The sequence below is a fragment of the Streptomyces sp. NPDC048171 genome (assembly GCF_043202655.1).
Taxonomy (GTDB): Bacteria; Actinomycetota; Actinomycetes; order Streptomycetales; family Streptomycetaceae; genus Streptomyces.
Map to the genome: position 1 here is coordinate 85,330 of NZ_JBIDAU010000008.1, position 20,418 is coordinate 105,747.

General features: G+C 73.4%; 22 protein-coding genes. 4 read left to right on the forward strand and 18 right to left on the reverse strand.

Features of this window, described 5'->3' with window-relative positions; all coding sequences use genetic code 11:
• Positions 1-68 precede the first annotated feature (68 nt).
• Positions 69-1,667 (forward strand): FAD-binding oxidoreductase, encoded by a 1,599-nt coding sequence (locus ACGF3J_RS22925; RefSeq protein WP_161327813.1) that lies wholly within the window; start codon positions 69-71, stop codon positions 1,665-1,667.
• 72 nt (positions 1,668-1,739) lie between these two features.
• Entirely contained in the window at positions 1,740-2,639 is a 900-nt protein-coding gene (locus ACGF3J_RS22930; RefSeq protein WP_393854578.1) for a diacylglycerol kinase family protein, read from the forward strand.
• On the opposite strand, the gene ACGF3J_RS22935 is transcribed toward ACGF3J_RS22930, so the two are convergent.
• From ACGF3J_RS22935 to ACGF3J_RS23020, 18 genes are all read right to left on the reverse strand, one after another.
• Complete coding sequence (locus ACGF3J_RS22935; RefSeq protein ID WP_393854579.1) at positions 2,636-4,531, reverse strand: DUF2264 domain-containing protein; 1,896 nt, start codon at positions 4,529-4,531, stop codon at positions 2,636-2,638. The two genes, ACGF3J_RS22930 and ACGF3J_RS22935, sit on opposite strands and share 4 nt — an antisense overlap.
• Positions 4,528-5,559 (reverse strand): hydroxyacid dehydrogenase, encoded by a 1,032-nt coding sequence (locus ACGF3J_RS22940; RefSeq protein WP_393854580.1) that lies wholly within the window; start codon positions 5,557-5,559, stop codon positions 4,528-4,530. Before ACGF3J_RS22940 ends, ACGF3J_RS22935 begins: the two co-directional genes overlap by 4 nt.
• Entirely contained in the window at positions 5,556-6,419 is an 864-nt protein-coding gene (locus tag ACGF3J_RS22945) for a carbohydrate ABC transporter permease (protein WP_122619129.1), read from the reverse strand. Before ACGF3J_RS22945 ends, ACGF3J_RS22940 begins: the two co-directional genes overlap by 4 nt.
• Complete coding sequence (locus ACGF3J_RS22950; RefSeq protein WP_161330572.1) at positions 6,416-7,402, reverse strand: carbohydrate ABC transporter permease; 987 nt, start codon at positions 7,400-7,402, stop codon at positions 6,416-6,418. Before ACGF3J_RS22950 ends, ACGF3J_RS22945 begins: the two co-directional genes overlap by 4 nt.
• A 24-nt stretch (positions 7,403-7,426) precedes the next feature.
• On the reverse strand, positions 7,427-8,758 hold the full coding sequence (locus ACGF3J_RS22955; protein ID WP_161330573.1) for an ABC transporter substrate-binding protein: 1,332 nt from the start codon (positions 8,756-8,758) through the stop codon (positions 7,427-7,429).
• A 126-nt stretch (positions 8,759-8,884) separates the two neighbouring features.
• A complete protein-coding gene (locus ACGF3J_RS22960; RefSeq protein ID WP_393854581.1) occupies positions 8,885-9,988 on the reverse strand; it encodes a substrate-binding domain-containing protein in 1,104 nt (367 codons plus the stop codon).
• Between the two features lie 90 nt (positions 9,989-10,078).
• Positions 10,079-10,372: a gas vesicle protein K gene (locus ACGF3J_RS22965; RefSeq protein ID WP_393854582.1), complete on the reverse strand. Its 294-nt coding sequence runs from the start codon at positions 10,370-10,372 to the stop codon at positions 10,079-10,081.
• Positions 10,369-10,617, reverse strand: a complete 249-nt coding sequence (locus ACGF3J_RS22970) for a gas vesicle protein (RefSeq protein WP_393854583.1) — start codon at positions 10,615-10,617, stop codon at positions 10,369-10,371. Before ACGF3J_RS22970 ends, ACGF3J_RS22965 begins: the two co-directional genes overlap by 4 nt.
• Positions 10,614-11,465 carry a GvpL/GvpF family gas vesicle protein gene (locus ACGF3J_RS22975; protein ID WP_393854584.1) on the reverse strand — a complete coding sequence of 284 codons (852 nt, stop codon included), beginning with the start codon at positions 11,463-11,465 and terminating at the stop codon, positions 10,614-10,616. The genes ACGF3J_RS22970 and ACGF3J_RS22975 overlap by 4 nt, the downstream gene beginning before the upstream one ends.
• A complete protein-coding gene (locus ACGF3J_RS22980; RefSeq protein ID WP_352153880.1) occupies positions 11,462-11,842 on the reverse strand; it encodes a gas vesicle protein in 381 nt (126 codons plus the stop codon). The genes ACGF3J_RS22975 and ACGF3J_RS22980 overlap by 4 nt, the downstream gene beginning before the upstream one ends.
• Positions 11,843-11,860: 18 nt before the next feature.
• On the reverse strand, positions 11,861-12,778 hold the full coding sequence (locus ACGF3J_RS22985; RefSeq protein WP_393854585.1) for an SRPBCC family protein: 918 nt from the start codon (positions 12,776-12,778) through the stop codon (positions 11,861-11,863).
• Positions 12,775-13,383: a hypothetical protein gene (locus ACGF3J_RS22990; protein ID WP_393854586.1), complete on the reverse strand. Its 609-nt coding sequence runs from the start codon at positions 13,381-13,383 to the stop codon at positions 12,775-12,777. Before ACGF3J_RS22990 ends, ACGF3J_RS22985 begins: the two co-directional genes overlap by 4 nt.
• A complete protein-coding gene (locus tag ACGF3J_RS22995; protein WP_393854587.1) occupies positions 13,380-13,667 on the reverse strand; it encodes a gas vesicle protein GvpG in 288 nt (95 codons plus the stop codon). Before ACGF3J_RS22995 ends, ACGF3J_RS22990 begins: the two co-directional genes overlap by 4 nt.
• Positions 13,668-13,671: 4 nt before the next feature.
• Positions 13,672-14,436, reverse strand: a complete 765-nt coding sequence (locus ACGF3J_RS23000; RefSeq protein ID WP_393854588.1) for a GvpL/GvpF family gas vesicle protein — start codon at positions 14,434-14,436, stop codon at positions 13,672-13,674.
• A complete protein-coding gene (locus ACGF3J_RS23005) occupies positions 14,433-14,906 on the reverse strand; it encodes a gas vesicle structural protein GvpA (RefSeq protein WP_393854589.1) in 474 nt (157 codons plus the stop codon). Before ACGF3J_RS23005 ends, ACGF3J_RS23000 begins: the two co-directional genes overlap by 4 nt.
• Positions 14,907-14,942: 36 nt before the next feature.
• On the reverse strand, positions 14,943-15,260 hold the full coding sequence (locus ACGF3J_RS23010) for a gas vesicle protein (protein ID WP_393854590.1): 318 nt from the start codon (positions 15,258-15,260) through the stop codon (positions 14,943-14,945).
• A 95-nt stretch (positions 15,261-15,355) separates the two neighbouring features.
• A complete protein-coding gene (locus ACGF3J_RS23015; protein ID WP_393854591.1) occupies positions 15,356-16,012 on the reverse strand; it encodes a class I SAM-dependent methyltransferase in 657 nt (218 codons plus the stop codon).
• A gap of 148 nt (positions 16,013-16,160) precedes the next feature.
• Positions 16,161-16,994 (reverse strand): DUF899 family protein, encoded by an 834-nt coding sequence (locus tag ACGF3J_RS23020; RefSeq protein ID WP_393854592.1) that lies wholly within the window; start codon positions 16,992-16,994, stop codon positions 16,161-16,163.
• Positions 16,995-17,318: 324 nt separating this feature from the next.
• On the opposite strand from ACGF3J_RS23020, the gene ACGF3J_RS23025 reads away from it, so the two are divergent.
• Entirely contained in the window at positions 17,319-19,403 is a 2,085-nt protein-coding gene (locus ACGF3J_RS23025; protein WP_393854855.1) for a DUF1996 domain-containing protein, read from the forward strand.
• A gap of 192 nt (positions 19,404-19,595) precedes the next feature.
• Positions 19,596-20,294 (forward strand): lytic polysaccharide monooxygenase, encoded by a 699-nt coding sequence (locus tag ACGF3J_RS23030; protein ID WP_161329063.1) that lies wholly within the window; start codon positions 19,596-19,598, stop codon positions 20,292-20,294.
• Positions 20,295-20,418: the final 124 nt, after the last annotated feature.

Here is a 20,418-nt window from a genome sequence, read left to right on the forward strand (position 1 = left end):
TAACAGTGTAACGCCCCGCCGGGTGGTGCGGCAGGCATCCCCCGAAGCGACCGTGAGGACGACAGGCCATGGACATGCTGTGGAACGGCTGGGGCGACCCGGCCAGGGCGACACCGCTGCCGGACACGGTGACCGGGCTGCTGCGCGAACTGCTCGGCGTCAAGCCCCGCGACGCCGCCCCGCTCCCGCTGGCGGAGATCGACGTCCCCGCCTCGCCCCTGGACGAGGCCGCCCGCCGGGCCCTCACGGCCGCGGTCGGCGGCCGTGCGGACGACGTGCGCACCGACGCGGAGACCCGCGTGCGGCACACCCGCGGCAAGTCCACCCCCGACCTGCTGCTGATGCGGACCGGCGACGTCACCGACACCCCGGCCGCCGTGATCCTGCCCGACGGCCACGACGAGGTGCTGGCCGTGCTGGAGACCTGCGCCGAACACCGGCTGCCCGTCGTCCCCTTCGGCGGCGGCACCTCGGTGGTGGGCGGCCTCGCCCCCGGGCACCGCGGCGCCTTCGTCGCCCTCGACCTGCGCCGCATGAACCGCCTGCTCGAACTCGACGAGGTCTCCCGCACCGCCCGCCTGCAACCCGGCCTGCGCGCCCCCGAGGCCGAGGCGCTGCTCGCCGCGCACGGGTACACCCTCGGCCACTTCCCGCAGTCCTACGAGTGGGCCACCATCGGCGGCTTCGCCGCCACCCGCTCCAGCGGGCAGGCCTCCGCCGGCTACGGCCGCTTCGACGAGATGGTCCTCGGCCTCACCCTCGCCACCCCCGAAGGCACCCTCGTCACCGGCCGCGCCCCGCGCTCGGCCGCCGGACCCGACCTGCGCCAGCTCGTGCTGGGCTCGGAGGGCGCCTTCGGCGTCATCACCTCCGTCACCGTCCGCGTGCGGCCCGTTCCCGAGGTCCGCCGCTACGAGGGCTGGCGCTTCGCCTCCTTCGACGCGGGCGCCGCCGCACTGCGCAGGCTCGCCCAGGACGGCCCGCGCCCCACGGTGCTGCGGCTCTCCGACGAGACCGAGACCCTGATCGGCCTCGCCCAGCCCGACGCCCTCGGCTCCTCCCTCGACCGGCAGGACGCCGGATGCCTGGCCGTCGTCGGCTTCGAGGGCACCGAGGCGGACACCGCCCACCGCCGCGAGGAGGCCGCCGCCGTCCTGCGCGAGAGCGGGGGCACCTTCGCGGGCGAGGAGCCGGGGGAGCGCTGGGCCCACGGCCGCTACTCGGCGCCGTACCTGCGGGACTCCCTGCTCGACGCCGGGGCGCTCGCCGAGACCCTGGAGACCGCGACCTACTGGTCCCGCGTCCCCGCCCTCTACGCCGCCGTCCGCGACGCGCTCACCGGTACCCTCACCGACGCCGGCACCCCGCCGCTGGTCATGTGCCACATCTCGCACGTCTACGAGAACGGCGCCTCCCTCTACTTCACCGTCGTCTCCGCCCAGGGCGACGACGCCGTGGCGCACTGGACCCGCGCCAAGCACGCGGCCAACGAGGCGATCCTCGCCGCGGGCGGCACCATCACCCACCACCACGGCGTCGGCACCGACCACCGTGACTGGTACGTCCAGGAGGCCGGCCCCCTCGGCATCGCGGCGCTGCGCGCGGTCAAGCGCGGCCTGGACCCCGCCGGCGTGCTCAGTCCGGGCGTTCTGCTGCCGGCGGACTGACCCCGCCGACCGGCACCCCGCGCACCCGTGAGACAACAGTCCGGCACCATCCGTCAGCCCGGAGGCACATCGATGCGACAGTTCACCGCCGTCGTCAATCCCACCGCGGGCGGCGCCACCTCGGCCGCCGCGCTGCTCGGGGTGGCCCGGCTGCTGCGGGAGGCGGGCGCCGGGCTGGAGACCGAGTACAGCCACAGCCTCGCGCACGCCCGGGAACTCGCCCGGCGCGCCGGTGAACGCGGCCGGGTGGTGCTCGCCGTCGGCGGCGACGGGATGGCGGGCGGGATCGGCGGCGCGCTCAGCGGCACCGGGGCCCTGCTCGGGCTCGTCCCCGCCGGGCGCGGCAACGACTTCGCCCGCGCGCTGAAGCTGCCCACCGACCCGGCCGGGCTCGCCCGGGTACTGCTCGACGGCGAACCCCGCTCCGTCGACACCATCGAGGTCACCTCGGCGGTCCACGACCGCGTCATCGTGCTCGGCAGCGTCTACGCCGGGGTCGACGCGCTCGCCAACCACCACGCCAACAGCGCGCGCCTGCTGCGCGGCACCGCCTCCTACTACGCGGGCGCGCTGCGCGCCGTCGCCGGCTGGCGTCCGACCCGCTACCGGGTCACGGTCGACGGCGCGGAGCACGCCTTCACCGGCTACACCGTGGTGGCCGCCAACTCCGGCTACTACGGCTTCAACCGGCTCATCGCGCCCGCGGCCGAGGTGGACGACGGTCTGCTGGAGGTGGTGATGATCCACGACGCGCCGCGGTGGCTGTTCTTCAAGCTGATGAACGAACTCGAGACCGGCGCCCACGTCCACCGCCCGCAGGTCCGCGTCCTGCGCGGCAGGGAGATCCGCATCGAGGCGGACCGGGCGATACCCTACGGCGCCGACGGAGAGGTCGAGGCCGCCGTCCCCGTCACCGCCCGGGTACTGCCCGGCGCCCTGCGCGTGCTGTCGGAACCCGCGCGGACGTCCTAGTTGGCGGAGTGGGTCACCGCCACCGGACCGAACGAGACCCGGGTACGGCCGCCGTCGTCCGCCCAGACCACGTCGACGTGGCTCTCACCCGGCACGACCGCCGTGACGGCCTCGGCGATCGGCACGTTCACCGGCTCACCGGTGAGTGCCGCCAGGCAGACGTGCAGGGAGGTCCCGCCCGCCTCGCCGGACAGCCGGGGAAGCTCGGCCCACGGCACGTACGCCGTGCCCTGCGGGGCACGCACCGTCTCCGTCCCGGGCAGCCAGCCGTGCAGTCCGTGCAGCGCGGAGACCAGGGGCTCCTCGGGGCCGGTGGCCCACCCGGTGTGCGTGACCCGCGCCCCCCGCGGCGCCCCGACGACCCGGTGCACCCGCAGTTCGTACGGACCCCGGGCCACCGTCACGCTCTCCACCCGCAGCCCCGGCACCATCGGGGCGCCGCCGGTGAAGACGGGCCGGTGCCAGGACGCCGCCCAGCCCCAGCCGTCGCCCTGCCCGACGCCGAGCGGGTGGATGCGGCGCCGGACGCTGCCCCGGCCGCCCACCTCCACCGACAGGTGGTTGTCCGCGGCGTTCTCCCCGGCCGTGGGCCCGGTCCGGGTCGAGTAGGCCTGCCGGCCGTAGTGCGGGTCGTCCTGGTCCGCGGACTCGCCCTCGTGCGGCCGGACATGGTCGCTGCCGTGGTTGTGCAGCCGGACGATCCCGTCCTCGCGCGTCGACTGCACCAGCAGCCCCGGCGCCGCGAGGGCGAGCACGCGGTCCGCCTCCTCCACCGGCGCCGGCTCCTCGGGCGCCGTCCACAGCGGGTGGCCGGCCGGGGCGAGGAGCGACACGAACGCCTTCGACGCCCAGTACGGGGAGGCCGGGCCCGAGTACGGTTGAAGCGTCGCCTCGTGCGGGCCGAACCACCCCAGGCTCAGCAGCCCCTCGTCGCTCAGCGCCCCGCGGTCCGTGAAGTAGCGCAGGCTGCCGCTCACCAGCCGCCGCGAGGCACCCGGCGACAGCGGGGTGTGCCCGGTCAGCGCGCCCAGGCCCACGGCGGACGACGCCGCGAAGCGGTAGGTGAGCGAGCGGCCGTAGTGCAGCGGCGCGCCGTCGGCGCCGAACATCAGGGCGAACCCGTCCAGGTGGGCACGGAGGCGGTCCCCGTACCTTCCGAGGGCGTCGGCGTCGCCGCCGAGGTGGGCGTCGAGCACCGGGTACAGGTGCAGCGCCCAGCCGTTGTAGTGGTCGAAGGCGCGACCGTCGCCGTCGGCGTACCAGCCCCCGCCCCGGTACCAGCCCTCCATCAGCTCCAGCGCCCGCTCCCGTGCCGCGGCCGTCTCCGCGTCGCCGCGGCCGACCGACTCCAGGAACCCGGCGACCGTGTACGGGAACAGGTACCAGTTGTTCGGGGCGGGCACGTGCCGCAGCGCGCCGCGCAGCCACTCCTCGACCCGGTCCTGGACCCCGGCGTCGAGGTTCTTCCACAGCCAAGGCGCGGTCAGCCGCAGCCCGAGCGCGACCGACGCCGACTCGACCATCGGCTGGCCCTGCACCTCGTGGTCGAGGATCAGCGGCCAGGACTCGGCGTCGTCGCGGCCGGGGGTCAGGGTGCCCGAGGCGAGGCCGCGCGCGTAGCGGCCCAGCCAGTCGTGCGGGTCCGCGCCGTCGGCGCCCGCGACCCGGAAGGCGGCCGCGAGGAACGTCCGCGCGAAGCCTTCCAGGCCGTCGGAGCGCACACCGGAACGCGACGGGCGTCCCGGCAGGTCGAGCAGGGCGCAGCCCGGGGTGCTCCAGCGCCACGCGGCCCACAGCAGCCCGTCGGCGACGGCCTCCCAGTGAGCCCGGGTCCAGCCGGTGTACGGGCTCGGCACACGGTCCTCGGTGGGCAGTTCGAACGGGATGCTCATGCCAGGAACGCCAGCCTTTCGCGTCGTACGGGATGGAGGAAGCCGGCTCCGGACGCCCAGCGGGTCGTCTCGGCGAGCGCGAGGTCGGCCAGGCGGCGCCACTCGTTGCCCTCGGAGCCGGCGAGGTGCGGGGTGATCAGGGCGTGCTCGCAGTCCCACAGCGGATGGTCCGGCGGCAGCGCCTCGGGGTCGGTGACGTCCAGCACGGCCCGGATCCGGCCGGCCACGACGGCGTCGGTGAGCGCCTCCTGGTCGACGACCGCCCCGCGGGAGGTGTTGATCAGCACCGCGTCGGCCGGCATCGACTCGATCAGCCCGCGGCCGACCAGCCCGCGGGTGGTGGGCAGCAGCGGGGTGTGCACGCTGACGGTGTCGCAGCGCGCGAACAGTTCCGGCAACTCGACGCGTTCCACGCCCAGTTCGGCGGCCTCCGCGTCGCTCACGTACGGGTCGTGCAGCAGTACGCCGATGTCGTGCGGCCGCAGCAGTTCCACGACCCGGCGGCCGATCAGCGAGGCCGACAGGATGCCGACCGTGCGCCGGTAGTTGCCGACGCCGCGCGAGGTGCGCAGCCAGTTGCCCCGGGTCCGGGTGGCCCGGTAGTCGCGGGCCCGCTCCAGCACCCGCTTGCCGCTGAGCAGGATCATGCCCAGGGTGTACTCCGCGACCGGCAGCGCGTTGGCCGCGGCGGCCGAGGAGACCTCGACGCCCCGCTCCCAGCACGCGTCGGTGACATGCCCGCGGACACTGCCCGCCGTGTGCACCACGGCCCGCAGCGCCGGGGCCGCCCGCAGCACGTCCGCGTCCAGCGGCGGACAGCCCCAGCCGGTGACCAGCAGGTCCACGTCGGCCAGCACCGACCGGGCCCGCGGGGTGGACAGGTCGTCCAGCACCGGGAACGGCGCGAGTTCGCACACCCGGCGGAACGCGCCGAGCGACTGGGGGTCGAGGACGGCCGAGGCGGCGTCCGGGGACATGGCCACGGCGGCACGGGGCCGGAAGCCGGGGCCGGGGGCGTACGGGGTCACTTGACGGCTCCGGCGGTCAGGCCGCTGCGCCAGAATCGCTGGAGCAGCACGAAGGCGAGGATGAGCGGCAGTACGGCGAGCAGTGAACCCATGATCACCACGGGGTAGTACTCCGGCGACACGGACGCCGAACTGTTCCACTGGTACAGGCCGAGACTGACGGGATACAGGTCCTGGTCGGACAACATCACCATGGGCAGGAAGAAGTTGTTCCAGATCGCGGTCAGCTGGAAGAGGAAGACGGTGATCAGGCCCGGACCCAGCATCCGCAGCGCCACCCGGACGTACGTGGTCAGCTCGCCCGCCCCGTCCACGCGCGCCGCCTCCAGCACCTCGTCGGGCACGTAGCCCCGCGCGAAGATCCGGCCCAGGTAGACGCCGAACGGGTTGAACAGCACCGGGATGAACACCGCCCAGAAGGTGTTCACCAGGCCGGCCTCGGACGCCATCAGGTACAGCGGCAGCGCGAGGACCGTCTGCGGCACCATGACCGCGGCCAGCACCAGCCCGAACAGCTTCTCCTTGTGCCGGAACCGGTACTTGTCGAAGGCGTAGCCGCAGGCCACGCTCACCAGCGCGCCCAGGGCCGCCCCCAGGACGGCGTACAGCAGGCTGTTGACGTACCAGCGGCCGTACAGCCCGCCGTCCATGGCGAACAGGTCGCCGAGGTTCTGGAGGAACGAGAAGTCGCTCAGGGAGAGCAGGTCGCTGCTGAACAGGGCGTCCCGGGTCTTGCTCGAGGCGAGCACCAGCCACAGCACGGGCAGCAGTGTGTAGAGGACGGAGACGGCGACGACCACGTTGACCGTGAGCCGGCCGAGCAGTCTCGGGCGGAGCAGCGAACTGTCGGTGGCGCTCATCGGGCCTCCTCGGCGTCGGCGCGGCTGGTGAAGCGGGTGACGCCGTAGGACAGGGCGATGGTGCACACCAGCAGGACGACCGAGGCGGCCGCCGCGAGACTGTAGTTGTTGCGGGTGAAGGCCGCGTCGTAGATGTACATGCTGGGCGAGAACCGGGAGCTGATCATCGGGGAGGACTGGCTGAGCAGCATCGGCTCGGTGAACAGCTGGAGCGCCCAGATCAGGGTGAAGATCGACACCATCACGATGGACGCCCGCACCAGCGGCGTCTTGACCTGGAGCGCGGTGCGCACCGGCCCCGCGCCGTCCACGACGGACGCCTCGATCACCTCGCGCGGCACGGCCTGGAGAGCGGCGTAGAAGACCACCATGTTGTAGCCGAGGTTGCTCCACAGCGCGATGTTCACGATGGACGGGATCACCGTGTGCACGCCCAGGAAGTCGATCGTGATGTCGCCCTTCGCGAACAGCTCGATCACCGGACTGATGCCGGGTGTGTACAGGTACAGCCAGATCAGCGCGGCGATGATGCCGGGCACGGCGTGCGGCAGGAACAGTCCGAGCTGGGCGAAGGCGCGCAGCCGGACCACGCCGGAGTCCAGCAGCAGGGCGAGGACGAGCGCGCCGACGACCATCAACGGGAGGTAGATCAGGCAGTACAGGGCGACCGTGCCGAGCCCGCCGAGGAAGGTGGGGTCGGTGAGCACGGCGCCGTAGGAGCGCAGTCCGACGAAGACCGTGCGCTCGGGGCCGAAGCCGAGCCCGGGCTGGTCGTCGCTGAAGAAGCTGAGGTAGACGGCGGTGCCGACAGGGATCAGGAAGACGGTGACCAGCAGGGCGAAGAACGGCGTCATCAGGACGCCGCAGGCGGCCAGTTGGCGCCGCTTGGCGGCTCTGCGGGCACGGATGCCGGAGGCGGAGGGCTCCGGGGCAGCGGCGCGGGTCGCGCCGGCCGGCACCCGGGAGTGGGTCGTCGTGGTCATGGGTGTCACCTGCCTTTCGTCGGCTCAGGTGCTGCGCTGGGTGGTGGACAGGCCGAGGGCCCTGAGGTCGGGCATGGTGCCCTCCTGCGCGGTGCGCAGCGATGCGACGAGGCTGCCCTGGCCGCCGCCGACGCGGGCGAAGGAGTCCTGCATGACCTTCTGGGTCGCGCTCATCCTCGGCCCCCACAGCCACTGCTCGCCGATCTTCTCGGCCTCCTGCTCGAACAAGGTGTAGATGTCCTGCCCGCCGTAGTACGAACGGTCGAAGGCATCCCGTCCCACCGACACCAGGCCGGGTGCGGCCGGGTACTGGCTGCTGGTGCCGCTGGAGAGGCGGGCCCGCAGCGCGTCGGGGTGGGAGACCTGCCACTCGATGAACTCCATGGCGGCCTCGGGGTGCCGGCTGTCCTTGGTGACCGCGAAGGTCGACCCGCCGTGCGTGCCCGTGGCCGGAGTGCCCGTGTCCCACTGCGGCATGGGCGCGATCCGCCACTGGCCCTTCTGCCCGGGCCGCGCGTTCATCTGCGCGCCGGCGTCCCACGCGCCGCTGAGCCGGGTGAGGACCAGCCCGTTGCCGATCTGCGCGTCGGACTGCCTGCTCTCGACCGCGTTCATGAAGACGTGGTCGCGGTCGATCAGCCGCTGCCAGTAGTCCGCGACCCGCCGGGACGGCGCGTCGGCGAGGGACACGTTCCAGGCGCCCCTGGAGGTGTCGAACCACTGGGCGCCCGCCTGCCAGGCGTAGCAGGCGAACTGCGTCATCCCGTCGGTCGGGAAGAGCACCAGGCGCCGGTCCGGTGTCTTGCGGCGCACGGTCGCGGCCTGCTCGGCGAACTCGTCCCAGGTGCGCGCGACGTCGAGGCCGTAGCGGTCGAACAGGTCGGCGCGGTAATGCATGACCATGGGCTCGACGTCCAGCGGCACGGCGAACACACGGTCCTCGAAGGTGGTCAGTCCGAGCGCCTGCGGCAGCAGCTTGCGGCGCAGGCCGTCGCTCACCAGGTCGGTGATGTCGCGTGCGACTCCGTCGATGGCGTACCCCGGGACCTGCGGATACTCGATGGTGGCGACGTCGGGCGCGTTGCCCGCCCGGGCGGCGTTGCTGAGCTTGGCGTAACCGCCCTGCCCGCCGGAGGGGATCTGCTGGAAGTCGACCTGGATGGTGCGGTGGGTGCGGTTGAACGCGTCGACCACCTCCTGGCTGCCGCGCAGGGCGGACCAGAAGGTGACGCGTGTGGTGGTTCCGGTGCGGGCCGACGATGCTCCGTTCCCCCCGCTGCAGGCGCTCACGGCTCCTGTCAGGGGTACGGCGGCCATCGCGGCGAGCACGGACCGACGGCTCTGTCGTCCGGGCATGGCGCCTCCCGCGGCTCCTGCGTGTCCGCGGGGGTGCGGCCACGACTGTTCGGGACACGGGAATCCTGAACGCCCCGACCCAAACGGTCAAGAGATCGATCAGAAGAAAATGAAACGCTCAAACGCTCACTCGGTCGGGGGGTCGACGAGCCGGTCGGTCGATCCGCGCACCATCAGTCGCGGCAGCAGCTCGACGCGCCGGCCCGGCCGGGTCCCGGGGGGCTCCGACAGCCGCTGGAGCAACAGCTCCGCCGCCATGCGTCCGACCTCCGCCTTCGGCGGCGCCACCGCCGTCAGTGGCGGCGAGCCCAGCCCGGCCACCACGTCGTCGTACGCCACGACCGAGCAGTCCTCCGGCACCCGCACCCCCTCCTCCGCCAGCCGCTGGACGATCATCAGCGCGTCCACGTCGCCGTGCAGCACCAGGGCGGTCGCCCCCAGTTTGCGCATCAGCGCGGGCGGCTCGGCCGTCTCGTCCGCCGGGTAGGGGCCGTCCACCCCGGCCTCCGGCGAGACGAGGGTCCACGCCCACCGCTCCATCAGGGGATGCGCCCCGGCGATCTCGGTGAACGCGGCGCGCAGCGAACGGGCGGTCGGGCTGTCGTGCCGCGTGGCGAACACGATGCGCCGGTGACCGAGGCCCACCAGGTGCTCCACCGCCAGGTGCGCGCCGTACCAGTGGTCCGAGCACACCGAGTCCAGGGCGTGCAGCGCGCTGCCCCGCCACGGGCGGCGCTCCATCAGCACCGTCGGCACCCCGGTACCGGCGAGCCACTCGTGGTCGGCGGCCTCCTCGGCCCGGCCGCGCCAGCGCGGGGCGATCAGCAGCCCCTGCGCGCCGTCCGCCAGCGCCCGCTCCACCAGGGGCCGTTCGGCGCCGGAGGCCTGCGGCGCGAGGTGCAGGGCGATGCGCAGCCCCGACTCCTCCAGGACCGTGCGCGCGCCGTGCAGGGTCTCGGTGAGGTACGAGTGCCGCACCGGAACCACCACGGCCACCCGGTCCCCGGCCGCCCCGCCGGCCTCCACGGGCGCCTCCCGGTCCGGCAGCGTGGACCGGACGACCCCGTGCCCACGCGCCAGCCGGCCCTCACGCGTCAGCTCCTCCACGTCCCGGCGCACGGTGACCACCGAGACCTGCAACTCGTCGGCGAGGTCCCGCACCCGCGCGGTACCGCGCGCCTGCACCGCTGCCAGGATCCGCTGGCGCCTGAGATCGACCGGCTCCCGCATCAGGTCTCCCCACCCGTGAATGTTCGTTTGAGCGATTCTTCGCCATCATAGCGATCGCTCATGCGGGGTGCCCGTGCCTTCCCGCGGCCCCTAAGGCTCGGGGTCGGCGAGGAGGGGACCGAGCGGGCCCAGGTCGAGGTTCAGGTCGGCACGGCTCAGGCCGTGCTGGGCGCACAGGTCGTCCATCCGCTCGTCGAGCAGCATGAGCGCCGTGCCGAGCCGGTCCTCCTGCCCGGCGCTGAGGGTGCCCTCGTCGAAGCGGCGCACGGCCTGGCGCTCCATGAGCTGGCGCAGCAGCTCGACGACCGTGAGCACCAGTGCGGCCAGGTCGTTCGTGACCCGCTCGGGGTCCAGGTCGAGGGCGTGCTCCCGGCGCCCGGTCACAGCGGACCGCTGTCCGGCCAGGGTGCGGGCATCCGCTCGGTCACCGACGCCAGCAGCGCGTGCAGGGAGATCCGCACCAGCGGCACGTCCGCGATGGCCAGGACCAGGTCGCCGCTGACCACCACCCCGGTGGCCAGCACCCGGTCCAGCAGATCGACTAGGGGCACCCCGGCCGGCGCGTACGGCTCCGGACCGTCCCACGGTACGGGTGCCGGGCCCGGCGCACGGGTGTCCGCGACCGTCATGCGGGGACCTCCTGGCCGGGGCGGGCGTCCGGTTCCTCGTCCCAGCGCGCGAAGGAGTACGGGATCCACGGTCCGGACGCGTCGGCCCGTACGGCAGGATGCCGCCCCTCGGCGGTGAGCCCGGCCAGGGCGCGGGTGAAGGCGGCGCGGTCCGCGTCCTCCACCAGGTAGGCGGCGTTGAGGAGTTGCGGGGTGCGGCGGCCCGTCAGCCGCTCGCTCTGCGGCCGGTGCCGGGTCGCGGCGACGGCGTACCGCCGCAGCTCCGCGTCGACGGCCTCCGCCTCGGCCCGCGCCCTCCCGTGCGCCTGCTGCCGGTCGCGCCGCCGTGCGCTGGCCCGGCTCAGGTAGGCACGGCCACCGGAGCCGGAGCCGGAGCCGGTGCCCGGGTCGGCGGGGGCCGTGGGGAGATCGTCCGGCGTTCCCTCGGCGGCGTGCACCTTCACCGCCCACTCGGTGCGGTTCCGGAGACGGTCGAGCAGTGCCTCCAGCACCGGCCGCCGGTCGCGGACGGCCCGCACCGCCGACCGGTCGCCGCGGTACAGCGTCGCCATCGGCAGGGGTACGACCGCACCCCGCCCCGCCGCGGCCTCGACGGCCCTGTGGTGGGCGCGGGCGCAGCGTTCCAGGTCGATGGGCCGGTTGAGGCGTTCCGTCAGGGCCTCCTCGTCGAACAGGGCCGCGGGGACGTCCTGGACGACCAGGCACAGACCGCCGCCCGCGTCCAGCACGCGCAGCGGGCCTCCCTCCTCGTGGCCGGTCGCCGAGGCGAGCGCGGCCGGGTCCGGCAGGGTGCCGGTGACGGCGAAGGCGCAGACGATGCCGGGCTCCACTCCCGCGTCCGCGCTCACCGGGCGGCTCCCGACGTCTCCTCGACCGCGGCCGCCACGCCGTCTTCCTCGTCGTGCTCCAGGGCATCGTCCAGGGCGTCGAGCCGGGCCCGCAGGCGCGCGTTCTCCTCGACGAGAGCGTCCCGCGCGGCCCGGGACGACAGCGCCGGGTCGGTCTCCCACCAGTCGATGCCCGCCTTCTTCGCGGTGTCCACCGAGGCGATGAACAGCCGCAGCCGGATGGTGAGCAGTTCGATGTCGAGGAGGTCGATCTTGATGTCACCGGCGATGACGATGCCCTTGTCGAGGACCCGTTCGAGGAGGTCGGCGAGGCTGCCGGTGGCGGGCGGACAGGCCAGGGGGTCCGGGTCCGCGTACCGGTGGTCGAGGTCGGTCACCGGGCGCTCCCCGCCCCGTCAGCGGCGTCGGCGGGCACGGCCGTCGTCCTCGTACTCGTCCTCTTCATCCTCATCGTCCTCGTAGGCACCGTCCTCGTCATCGTCCTCGTAGTCACCGTCCTCGTACTCGTCCTGGTCCTCGTCTTCTTCCTCGTCGTCCGCGTACTCGTCCTCCTCGTCGCCGTTCTCCTCCTCCAGGGCCTCCTCGTGGGTCCGGACGACCTCGCCGTCACGGATCTCCCCGCGCCAGCCCTCGACCTCCTCCTCGTCCACCAGCGTCACGTGCCGCGCGAAGTGCTTCAGGTCCAGCCGCAGCCGGCGGCCCTGGGCGCGCCAGAGGTTGCCGGTCTTCTCGAAGAAGCCCGACGGGTAGTACTCGCAGACCACCACCACCCGGGTCAGCCGGGGCGCCAGCTCGTGGAAGGTGACCGCGCCGCGCGTGCTGCCCTTGGCGCCCTCGGAGGTCCACACGATCCGCTCGTCGGGGACCTGTTCCTGGACGGTCGCCTTCCAGCTACGGCTGGACGGGCCGACCTTGAGGTTCCAGTTGCTCGTCACCTCGTCCTCGGCGCTGACGCTGCGGACGCCCTTGGTGAAGTCGCTGAACTCCTGGAGCTGGGTCCACTGGTCGTAGACGACGCGCAGGGGGACGCCGATGTCGACGACCTCCATGATGTGCGTCGCCTTGATACTGCCAGCGCCGCTCTTGCCACCGCCCCCGCGCTTGGAGTCGCCGTTGCCGCCGCCGTTGCCGCCACCCCCGTTACCACCGTCGTTGCCGTTCGCGGAGGCGGTGAGGCGGTCGGTGAGGCCGCCGATCCGTTCGCCCGCCTTGCCGACGAGGCTGTGTCCCCGGGCGGAGAGGTACCCGCCGAGGGCGTCCTTGAGGCCCCCGAGAGGGGACGGCGTGTCCGTGTTCTGTCGGTCGGGGGTCATCCGCGTCCCCCTCCCCGCCTGCGTGAACTCGCGGTCTTCTTCGCGGGAGCCGCCTTCTTCGCGGGCGCGGCCTTCTTCGCCGTGCTCTTCGCCGTCTTCTTCGCGGCCTTCTTGGCCGTCTTCTTCGCGGGGGGCGCGGCCTTGCGCGGCGGAGCCTTCTTCGCCGTACGCCGACGCGGCGCAGGCTCGGACTCGGGCTCGCGGTCCTCCTCCTCGTCCTCCTCGTCGAAGTAGGCGTCCTCGTCCTCCGCGTCCTCGTCCGGGCCCTCCTCGTCCCCGTCGTCCTCCCGGCCTTCGCCGGTGAGCGCGTCGGTGCGGTCGCGCAGGGAGTCCGCGAGACCGGTGAGCCGCCGGTTCGCCGCGGCGGTGGCGGCCGCGCGCCCGGCGGTCAGCAGCTCGCCGCGCAGCTGCTCGGTGAGTTCGCGGATCTGCGGCGCCTGCTGGAGCCCGCCCAGTCCCTGGGAGAGCAGGTCGCCCGGCGACAGGCCGATGCGCCGCCCCGCGAGGTAGGAGCCGACCGCGAAGGCGAGCTTGGCCTTCTTCGTGCGCCCCAGGAGGTATCCGCCTGCCATGGCTGCCGCCAGGGCCGTCTTGCTGTCGCTCATGCGTGCCTTCCCTGCGCTCGGTCCATGGTGGTCGTACGGCCGCCCGGTCGGGCCGGACGGGCCCGGCGTTCGAGGAGGGCGAGCAGCCGCTCCTCCTCCCGTTCGAAGGCCGCCTCGTCGATGGCGCCCTCGTCCAGGGCCCGGTTCAGCGCGGCCAGCCTCGCCTGCACGGCACGCGGGTCGTGGAACTGACGCCGGGCCTCCTGGAGCAGGTGGTCGGCGATCCACGTCGTGCCGCGCACCGGCGCGAGGGGCAGCAGCAGGAGCCCGCTCACGATGCCCACCGAGTCACCGCCCCGCCGCCGCGGGACGCGGCTCGACGAAGCTGTAGCAGGGCAGGGGGCCGGTCACGCTGAGCGCCAGCCGGTCCCCGCAGGCACGGGCCCCCGCGTCCACCGCCTCCCGGAACCGGCGCTCGTCGCCCGCGCGCAGCAGGAACGACGCGCTGAGCACCTGATCACCGTCGGTCGTGCCCCCGGCCGTGCGCACCGCCAGCGGCGTCAGACGGTCCAGGACCTCCCGCGCGGCGCGCCGTGCCTCCCGGCGTACGCCGAGCGCGAGCGCCTCTCCCAGCCGGACGTTGGCCTCGTAGTCGGGACGGCGCCGGGTCCGCAGCGCCATGGACCGCAGGCTCTCGTCCCGGCGTACCAGATCGGCGAAGTGGCCCGGCACCACCGTGCCCTTGACGTTGAGTTCGACGCATCCCCGCACCTCTTCGAGCTGCTGCGTCAAGTGGGACGAGTCGGCGCGCAGTTGGGCGAGCAGGGTGTCGGTCCGGGGGCTGAGCACCGCGAACCGCATGGGCAGCAGCGGTCCCTGTGCCGCCAGTTCGTCCAGGACGGCCTGGTGGGCCAGCAGGTCGCGGCGCCGGGGCAGGAGCCGCGCCGGCGCGTCCGACACCGCGGCGCACAGGCCGGAGCCGGTCAGCAGCCGCACCGGGGCGCCGTCGACGCCGGGGGAGCGGGGGGCGCGGATCCCGGCGGGCGTGATGCCGTAGACGTAGAGCGACTTCAGCTCGGTGCCGCGGGCGGTGGTGGTGACGGGCGCGGTCATGCGTCCTCCCTACGGGTGCGGCGGCGGGGTCGGTCGCGCGGGCGGTCCTCCTCGGTACGGCGCCGTGCCGAGGAGCGCCCGCGGGGGAGTGCCTCCTCCTCGTCCGTCTCCTCGTCGGTCTCCTCGTCCGGCGCGAGGACGTCGCGCACCTTGTCGGTCAGCGAGCGCGCCGTCCGCTTCGCGCCCGCCCTGCCGACGGACTTGGCGACCGGGCCGCCGAACAGCTCGGGCACGGTCTTGGAGCGCGCGTCGTGCTCCAGGTCCAGCCGGTTGCAGGCCTCGGCGAACCGCAGATAGGTGTCGACGCTCGCGACCACGATGCGGGCGTCCACCTTGAGGATCTCGATGCCGACCAGGGAGACGCGCACGAAGACGTCGATCACCATGCCGCGGTCGAGGATGAGTTCGAGGACGTCGTAGAGGGTTCCGGCGCGGGGCGCGCAGATGACCTCGTCGTCGTACGTGATCATGCGGTGGTCCTTCCGGGTACGCGCCTCACCGTCGGCTCACTGGTCCTGGGCGCCGCGCCGGTAGCGCGCGATCCTGCGGTACTGCACGAGGTCGCCCGCGGAGTCCAGTTCGACCTCGTAGGTCGCGAGCAGACTGGTGGTGTCCGGGATGCGGGCCACTTCGAGCACGTCCACGTTGACGATCCAGCCGTCGTCCTCGCTCCGGCACACCGCGGAGACGCCCTCCAGGTGGTGCCGGGTCAGCTCGGAGAGGGCGTCCGCGGCGCGCCGGGCCGCGTCCCGGGCACCGCGCACGGGACGTTCGCGGGTGGCGGTGGAGGACGTGCGGCGCCGTCGCTCGCCAGGCTCTGTCATGGTCCCCACTCTGGCCGCGGGGCCCGGTGTGCGCGTGCGGGGTTACCCCATCCGGGGCGGCGCCGGGGCCGGCCGCCCGTCGCGGGGCCGGCGGGTCAGGCGTCCGGCGCGGTGGCGGCCGGGCGGCGGCAGTGCAGGAAGAGGTGCGGTTCGGGCCGGGCGTCCGGGTGGGCGGGGGTGAACAGCGTCGCCTCCTCCGTCACCACCTCAAGACCGGCCTCCTCCACCACGGTGGCGAGGGCCTGAGCGGTGAAGCTGGTCACGCGCACCGGCTGTCCCATGAAGACGGCGTCGACGCCCTCCACGTCCAGCGGCACGGTCGCCAGCACCAGGTAACCCCCAGGCTTCAGCACCCACGTCAGACGCCCGATGAGCGCCGCCTGCTCCCGCCGGTCCAGCTGGAGCAGCGAGAAGTACACGCAGACGGCGTCGAACGAAGCGTCCTCGAGCGGTACGTCGTGGATGTCGGCGCACCGGAACGTGGCGTCCGGCACCTGCCGGGCCGCCAGCTCGGCCATGACCGGCGAGATGTCGACGCCCAGCACGTCGTGGCCGGCGGCCGCGAGGGTCTCGGCGGTGGGGCGGCCGGTGCCGCTGCCCACGTCCAGCACCCGGCTGCCCGGCGCGAGCCGCCCGAGCAGCCACTCCAGCGAGCGCCGGTGCGTCCTCGACCCGGCGAACGCCTTCTCGTACTCGGCGCCCAGCGCGTCGAACGCGGCGGCGGGGTGCGGCCGGTGCTGGTCGTCGGTCACGACGGGTCCCTTCGCTGCGCTGAGGCGGTGCCGTCCGCATCGTTCCACCGGGACCGAGCCGCCGACAAGGACCCCTACGGGCGAAGGGCGCCCCGAACGCGCGCCTGCCCCTCGGCCCGCTCCGGCGCTTCCCGCCCCGCAGTGGGACTCAGTGTTCGGAACCGGTCGGCCTGCCGGTGCCGGTGGTGCCCAGGTCGTCGGAGCGGCCGGCGTCGATGCGTGGCCAGTGCGCTGTGGGGCGTCCACCCCGCTCGTCCCGGAGCGGCAGCCAGTCCGGGGCCCCGCTGAGAGTCCGCGTGGCCTGCCCGAGGCGCGGCCGCCCCGCCGGTGAGTCCTCCCACGCCTCCTGACGACCGAACGCCGTGAGGTCCATGAGCGCGTAGCTGTAGTCCACCGCCTCCGCCCCACGGCGCTTGGTCCAGTACGTCTCGAAGACACGGTCGCCGTCGCGCAGGTAGCACACCAGGTGGAACAGGCCCGGCTCCCGGCCGACCAGAAGCGTCTCGAGTGAGGGCTGCGCGGAGTACCACGGCATCGTCCAGCCCATGAAGGCGCGGTAGCGCAGGCTCTCCTCGTACGACGTCTGCGCGTCCGCGAAGCCGTAGGCGGAGTTCCGCCCCTGGGAGAACACGGCGAAGGTGATGTCGCGGGAGTGGAGATAGGCCAGCTCACCCACGTGGCTCATCACCCAGGTGCAGCCTTCGCACTGCTCGGCGGCCGGCCGCCCGGGCCACCACATGAAGTAGTAGGCGATCAGTTGGCGTCGCCCCTCGAACGCGTCCAGCAGCGTCACGGGGCCGTCGGGGCCCAGCAGAGGGCTGTCCGCGGCCACCTCGACCATCGGGAGCCTGCGGCGCGCGGCGGCGATCGCGTCCCCTTCGCGGGTGTGGGCCTTCTCCCTGGACCGCAACCCCTCCAGTCGCTGCTCGAAGGTCGCGCGGTCGACCACCGGCGGATGTGTGTCACTCGGCTTCTCGGACATCAGCGGCTCCTGGGATCACTCGTGGGCGTTCCGTTCGTGCCTCGCTGTCCCTGCCCTTTTCATCCTCCTGCCGCTGCCGTCCGACACCCAAGCCCCTCGATCGGACCACCGGGCTCGCGTCGGCAGGAGGTGAGGGATTCCTGAGAATCCCGGGGACGGCTGAACGCTCCGGCCCGCTCCTCCGTATGGAGCCGGGGGCATTCCATGCCCGAGTCCGTCACGACACAGGAGCACGCCTTGGGACACAACAGGCGCAGACGCCCGACCGGGGCGCGGCGCGCGACCTTCGGAGCGGTCGCGCTGATACTGGGGGGCGGCGGCCTGGTGGCCGTGAACGTCTTCGCCTCCGCGACCGAATCCGGCAACGACGCCGTTCCCCTGGGCAGTTCCGGAGTCGCGGCGACCGTCGACTGCCCCGACCTGACCGAGCGGCTGACCACCGTGCCGGAACCTGCCAGGCAGGAGGTCGACACCGAACTGGCCCAGCTCGACGAGCAGATCGCCACCGCGTACCGCCAACTCCAGGAGGCCGCCCGCACCGCGGACGACGGCTCCCTCGACGAGGCCGCCATCCTGGACCCCCTGAAGGAGGACCGGGCGGCGACCATCGAGCGCATCGCCGCCGCCGTCGCCAAGGCCGGGGACCGCCCCGAAGGACTGGACACACTCGCGGAGTGCACGCTGCGCCGCACCGAGGTCGCGACGGAGCCGGCGCAGAGCGGCAGCCCGGACCAGCAGGAGCAGCAGGACCAGGGACAGGAGAACCAGGGCCAGGACCAGGGACAGGACCAGCAGCAGGGCGGGGATGACGGCGGCGCGGCCGGGAACGGCGGCCAGGCGGGCAACGGCCCGGTGGCGGCCGACTACGCCGACATCAAGTCCGTCCAGCCCAACGTGGTGAAGGCGCCCCGCCAGAAGAACGCCTCGAACGGCTCCTTCAGCACCAGCTGCGGTGTCAACGCCGAGGGCCTGTTCAACTCGGACAACCTGATCGCCGCCCCCGGCGTCGGCAACGGCGCCCACCACTTCCACGACTACGTCGGCAACCAGGACAGCAACGCCTTCTCCAGCGACGAGGACCTGGCCGCCGCCGAGACCAGCTGCGCGGACCAGGGCGACAAGTCCTCGTACTACTGGCCCGTGATCCGCCTCCAGAACGGCACGGCCGAGCAGGACGCCCAGTCACCCGGCGGCGGCATCGAGGGCAACGCGGGCGAGATCGTCACACCGGCCGAGGTCACGCTCACCTTCGAGGGCAACGAGCGCGGCAAGGTCACGGAGATGCCGCGCCTGCTGCGCATCATCACCGGTGACGCTAAGGCGTTCGTCAACGGCAACGCCAACGCGAACGCCTCCTGGAGCTGCACCGGCTTCGAGGACCGGCAGCTGAAGGACAAGTACCCGCTCTGCCCCTCCGGCAGCGACGTGGTGCGCACCTTCACGTTCCAGAGCTGCTGGGACGGCCGCAACATCGACAGCGCCAACCACCGCACCCACATGGCCTTCGCCACCGCCGACGGCGGCTGCCCGGAGGGCTTCAAGGCCGTTCCGCGGCTGGTCCAGCGGGTCGTGTACGACGTGGACGCGCCCAGCGTCCAGGACGGCGGCCGGACGGTTCCGTTGTTCGCCGTGGACTCCTTCCCGGAACAGCTGCACAAGCCGGTCACCGACCACAGCGACTTCATCAACGTCTTCGACGAGGGCCTGATGCGGGAGATGACGGACTGCATCAACTCCGGCCGCGAGTGCGGTGCGGACGCGCCTCCGCCGGGCTCCGACCCGGGCCAGGGTGAGGACCCGGGCCAGGGTGAGGAGGACCCGGGCCAGGGCGAGGACCCCGGCCAGGGTGAGGACCCGGGCCAGGGCGAGGACCCGGGCCAGGGTGGGGACCCGGGCGCCTCCGAGGCGCCTGACGACGGCAAGGGCGAGGAGCAGCCCGGCGGCGACGGCGGCGAGCAGCCCACCGCGCCGCCGGCCGAGCAGACCGCCACGGCCTCGGCACCCGCCGATTCCGGCCAGGACGGCGGCCAGGACGGTCAGGACGGCCGCGACGAGCAGAACGGCGGCGGGAACGACGCGCCGGGCCCCGGGCAGGACGACGGCCGGGACGACGGGCAGAAGGAGGAGCCGAACCAGGGGCAGAACGGCGGCCAGGACGCCGACGCGTCCCCGAGCGCCGCGCCCAAGGCCGCCACGACACCGGCGGACGCCCCGGACGACGCGGGCAGCGCCGTGCCGGCCCCCGAGGCCACCCAGGGCGACGGCGGCGGCGCCGCACCGCAGCCGCAGGCGCAGGGCGGACTCGCCGAGACCGGCTCCGGCCTCGGACTGTGGCCCGCCGCTGTCGGCGGCGTCCTCTTCGCGGGCGGCTGCGTGCTGCTGATCCGTTCCAGGCGGCGTGCGCTCTGACGCGTACTCCGGCACCGGTATGACGACGGGCGGGCGGGACTTCTCCCGCCCGCCCGTCAGTCACGCGAACTGGCTAGTTTCGGATGTTGCCAAGGGATTCACGCGGGCGCAGCCTGGACCCCGCGAGGATTTGGGAGCGCTCCCACTGATGCGTCCCCGCCTGGACACTGTCCCCCCACGGAAGAAGGCAGCATGAATTGTCATGATCACGCTAATTCAGTGAATCCGGTGAGTCCGGTGAAACGGGTCCGCCGCACGACGACCCTCGCCCTAAGCGCCCTGACCGCGGTCCTCCTCACCCTGATCCCGTGGAGCGGCACCGCCTTCGCCCACGGCTCGGTCGTCGACCCCGCATCCCGCAACTACGGCTGCTGGGACCGCTGGGGCGACGACTTCCAGAACCCCGCCATGGCGCAGGAAGACCCCATGTGCTGGCAGGCATGGCAGGACGACCCCAACGCCATGTGGAACTGGAACGGCCTCTACCGCAACGGCTCCGCCGGTGACTTCCAGGCCGTCGTCCCCGACGGTCAGCTGTGCAGCGGGGGGCGGACCGAGAGCGGACGCTACGACTCCCTGGACACCGTGGGCGCGTGGCGGACCACGGACGTCGCCGACGACTTCACCGTCAAGCTGTACGACCAGGCCAGCCACGGCGCCGACTACTTCCTGGTCTACGTCACCCGGCAGGGATTCGACCCCGCCACGCAGGCCCTGACCTGGGGCGACCTCCAGCAGGTGGCGCGTACGGGCAGCTACGCACCCAGTCAGAACTACGAGATCCCGGTCAGTACGTCGGGCCTGAGCGGCCGGCACGTCGTCTACACGATCTGGCAGGCGTCGCACATGGACCAGACGTACTTCCTCTGCAGTGACGTGGACTTCGGCTGACCGCGCCCCCGCCGGTCCCCCCACCCCCGCCGGACGCGGCGCGCGCCGCGTCCGGCGGGGACACCGCGCGCCGCGGCCTTCCGCGCAGTACTCCGCGACCGTCCCGGAGTGCGGTATACGTCCG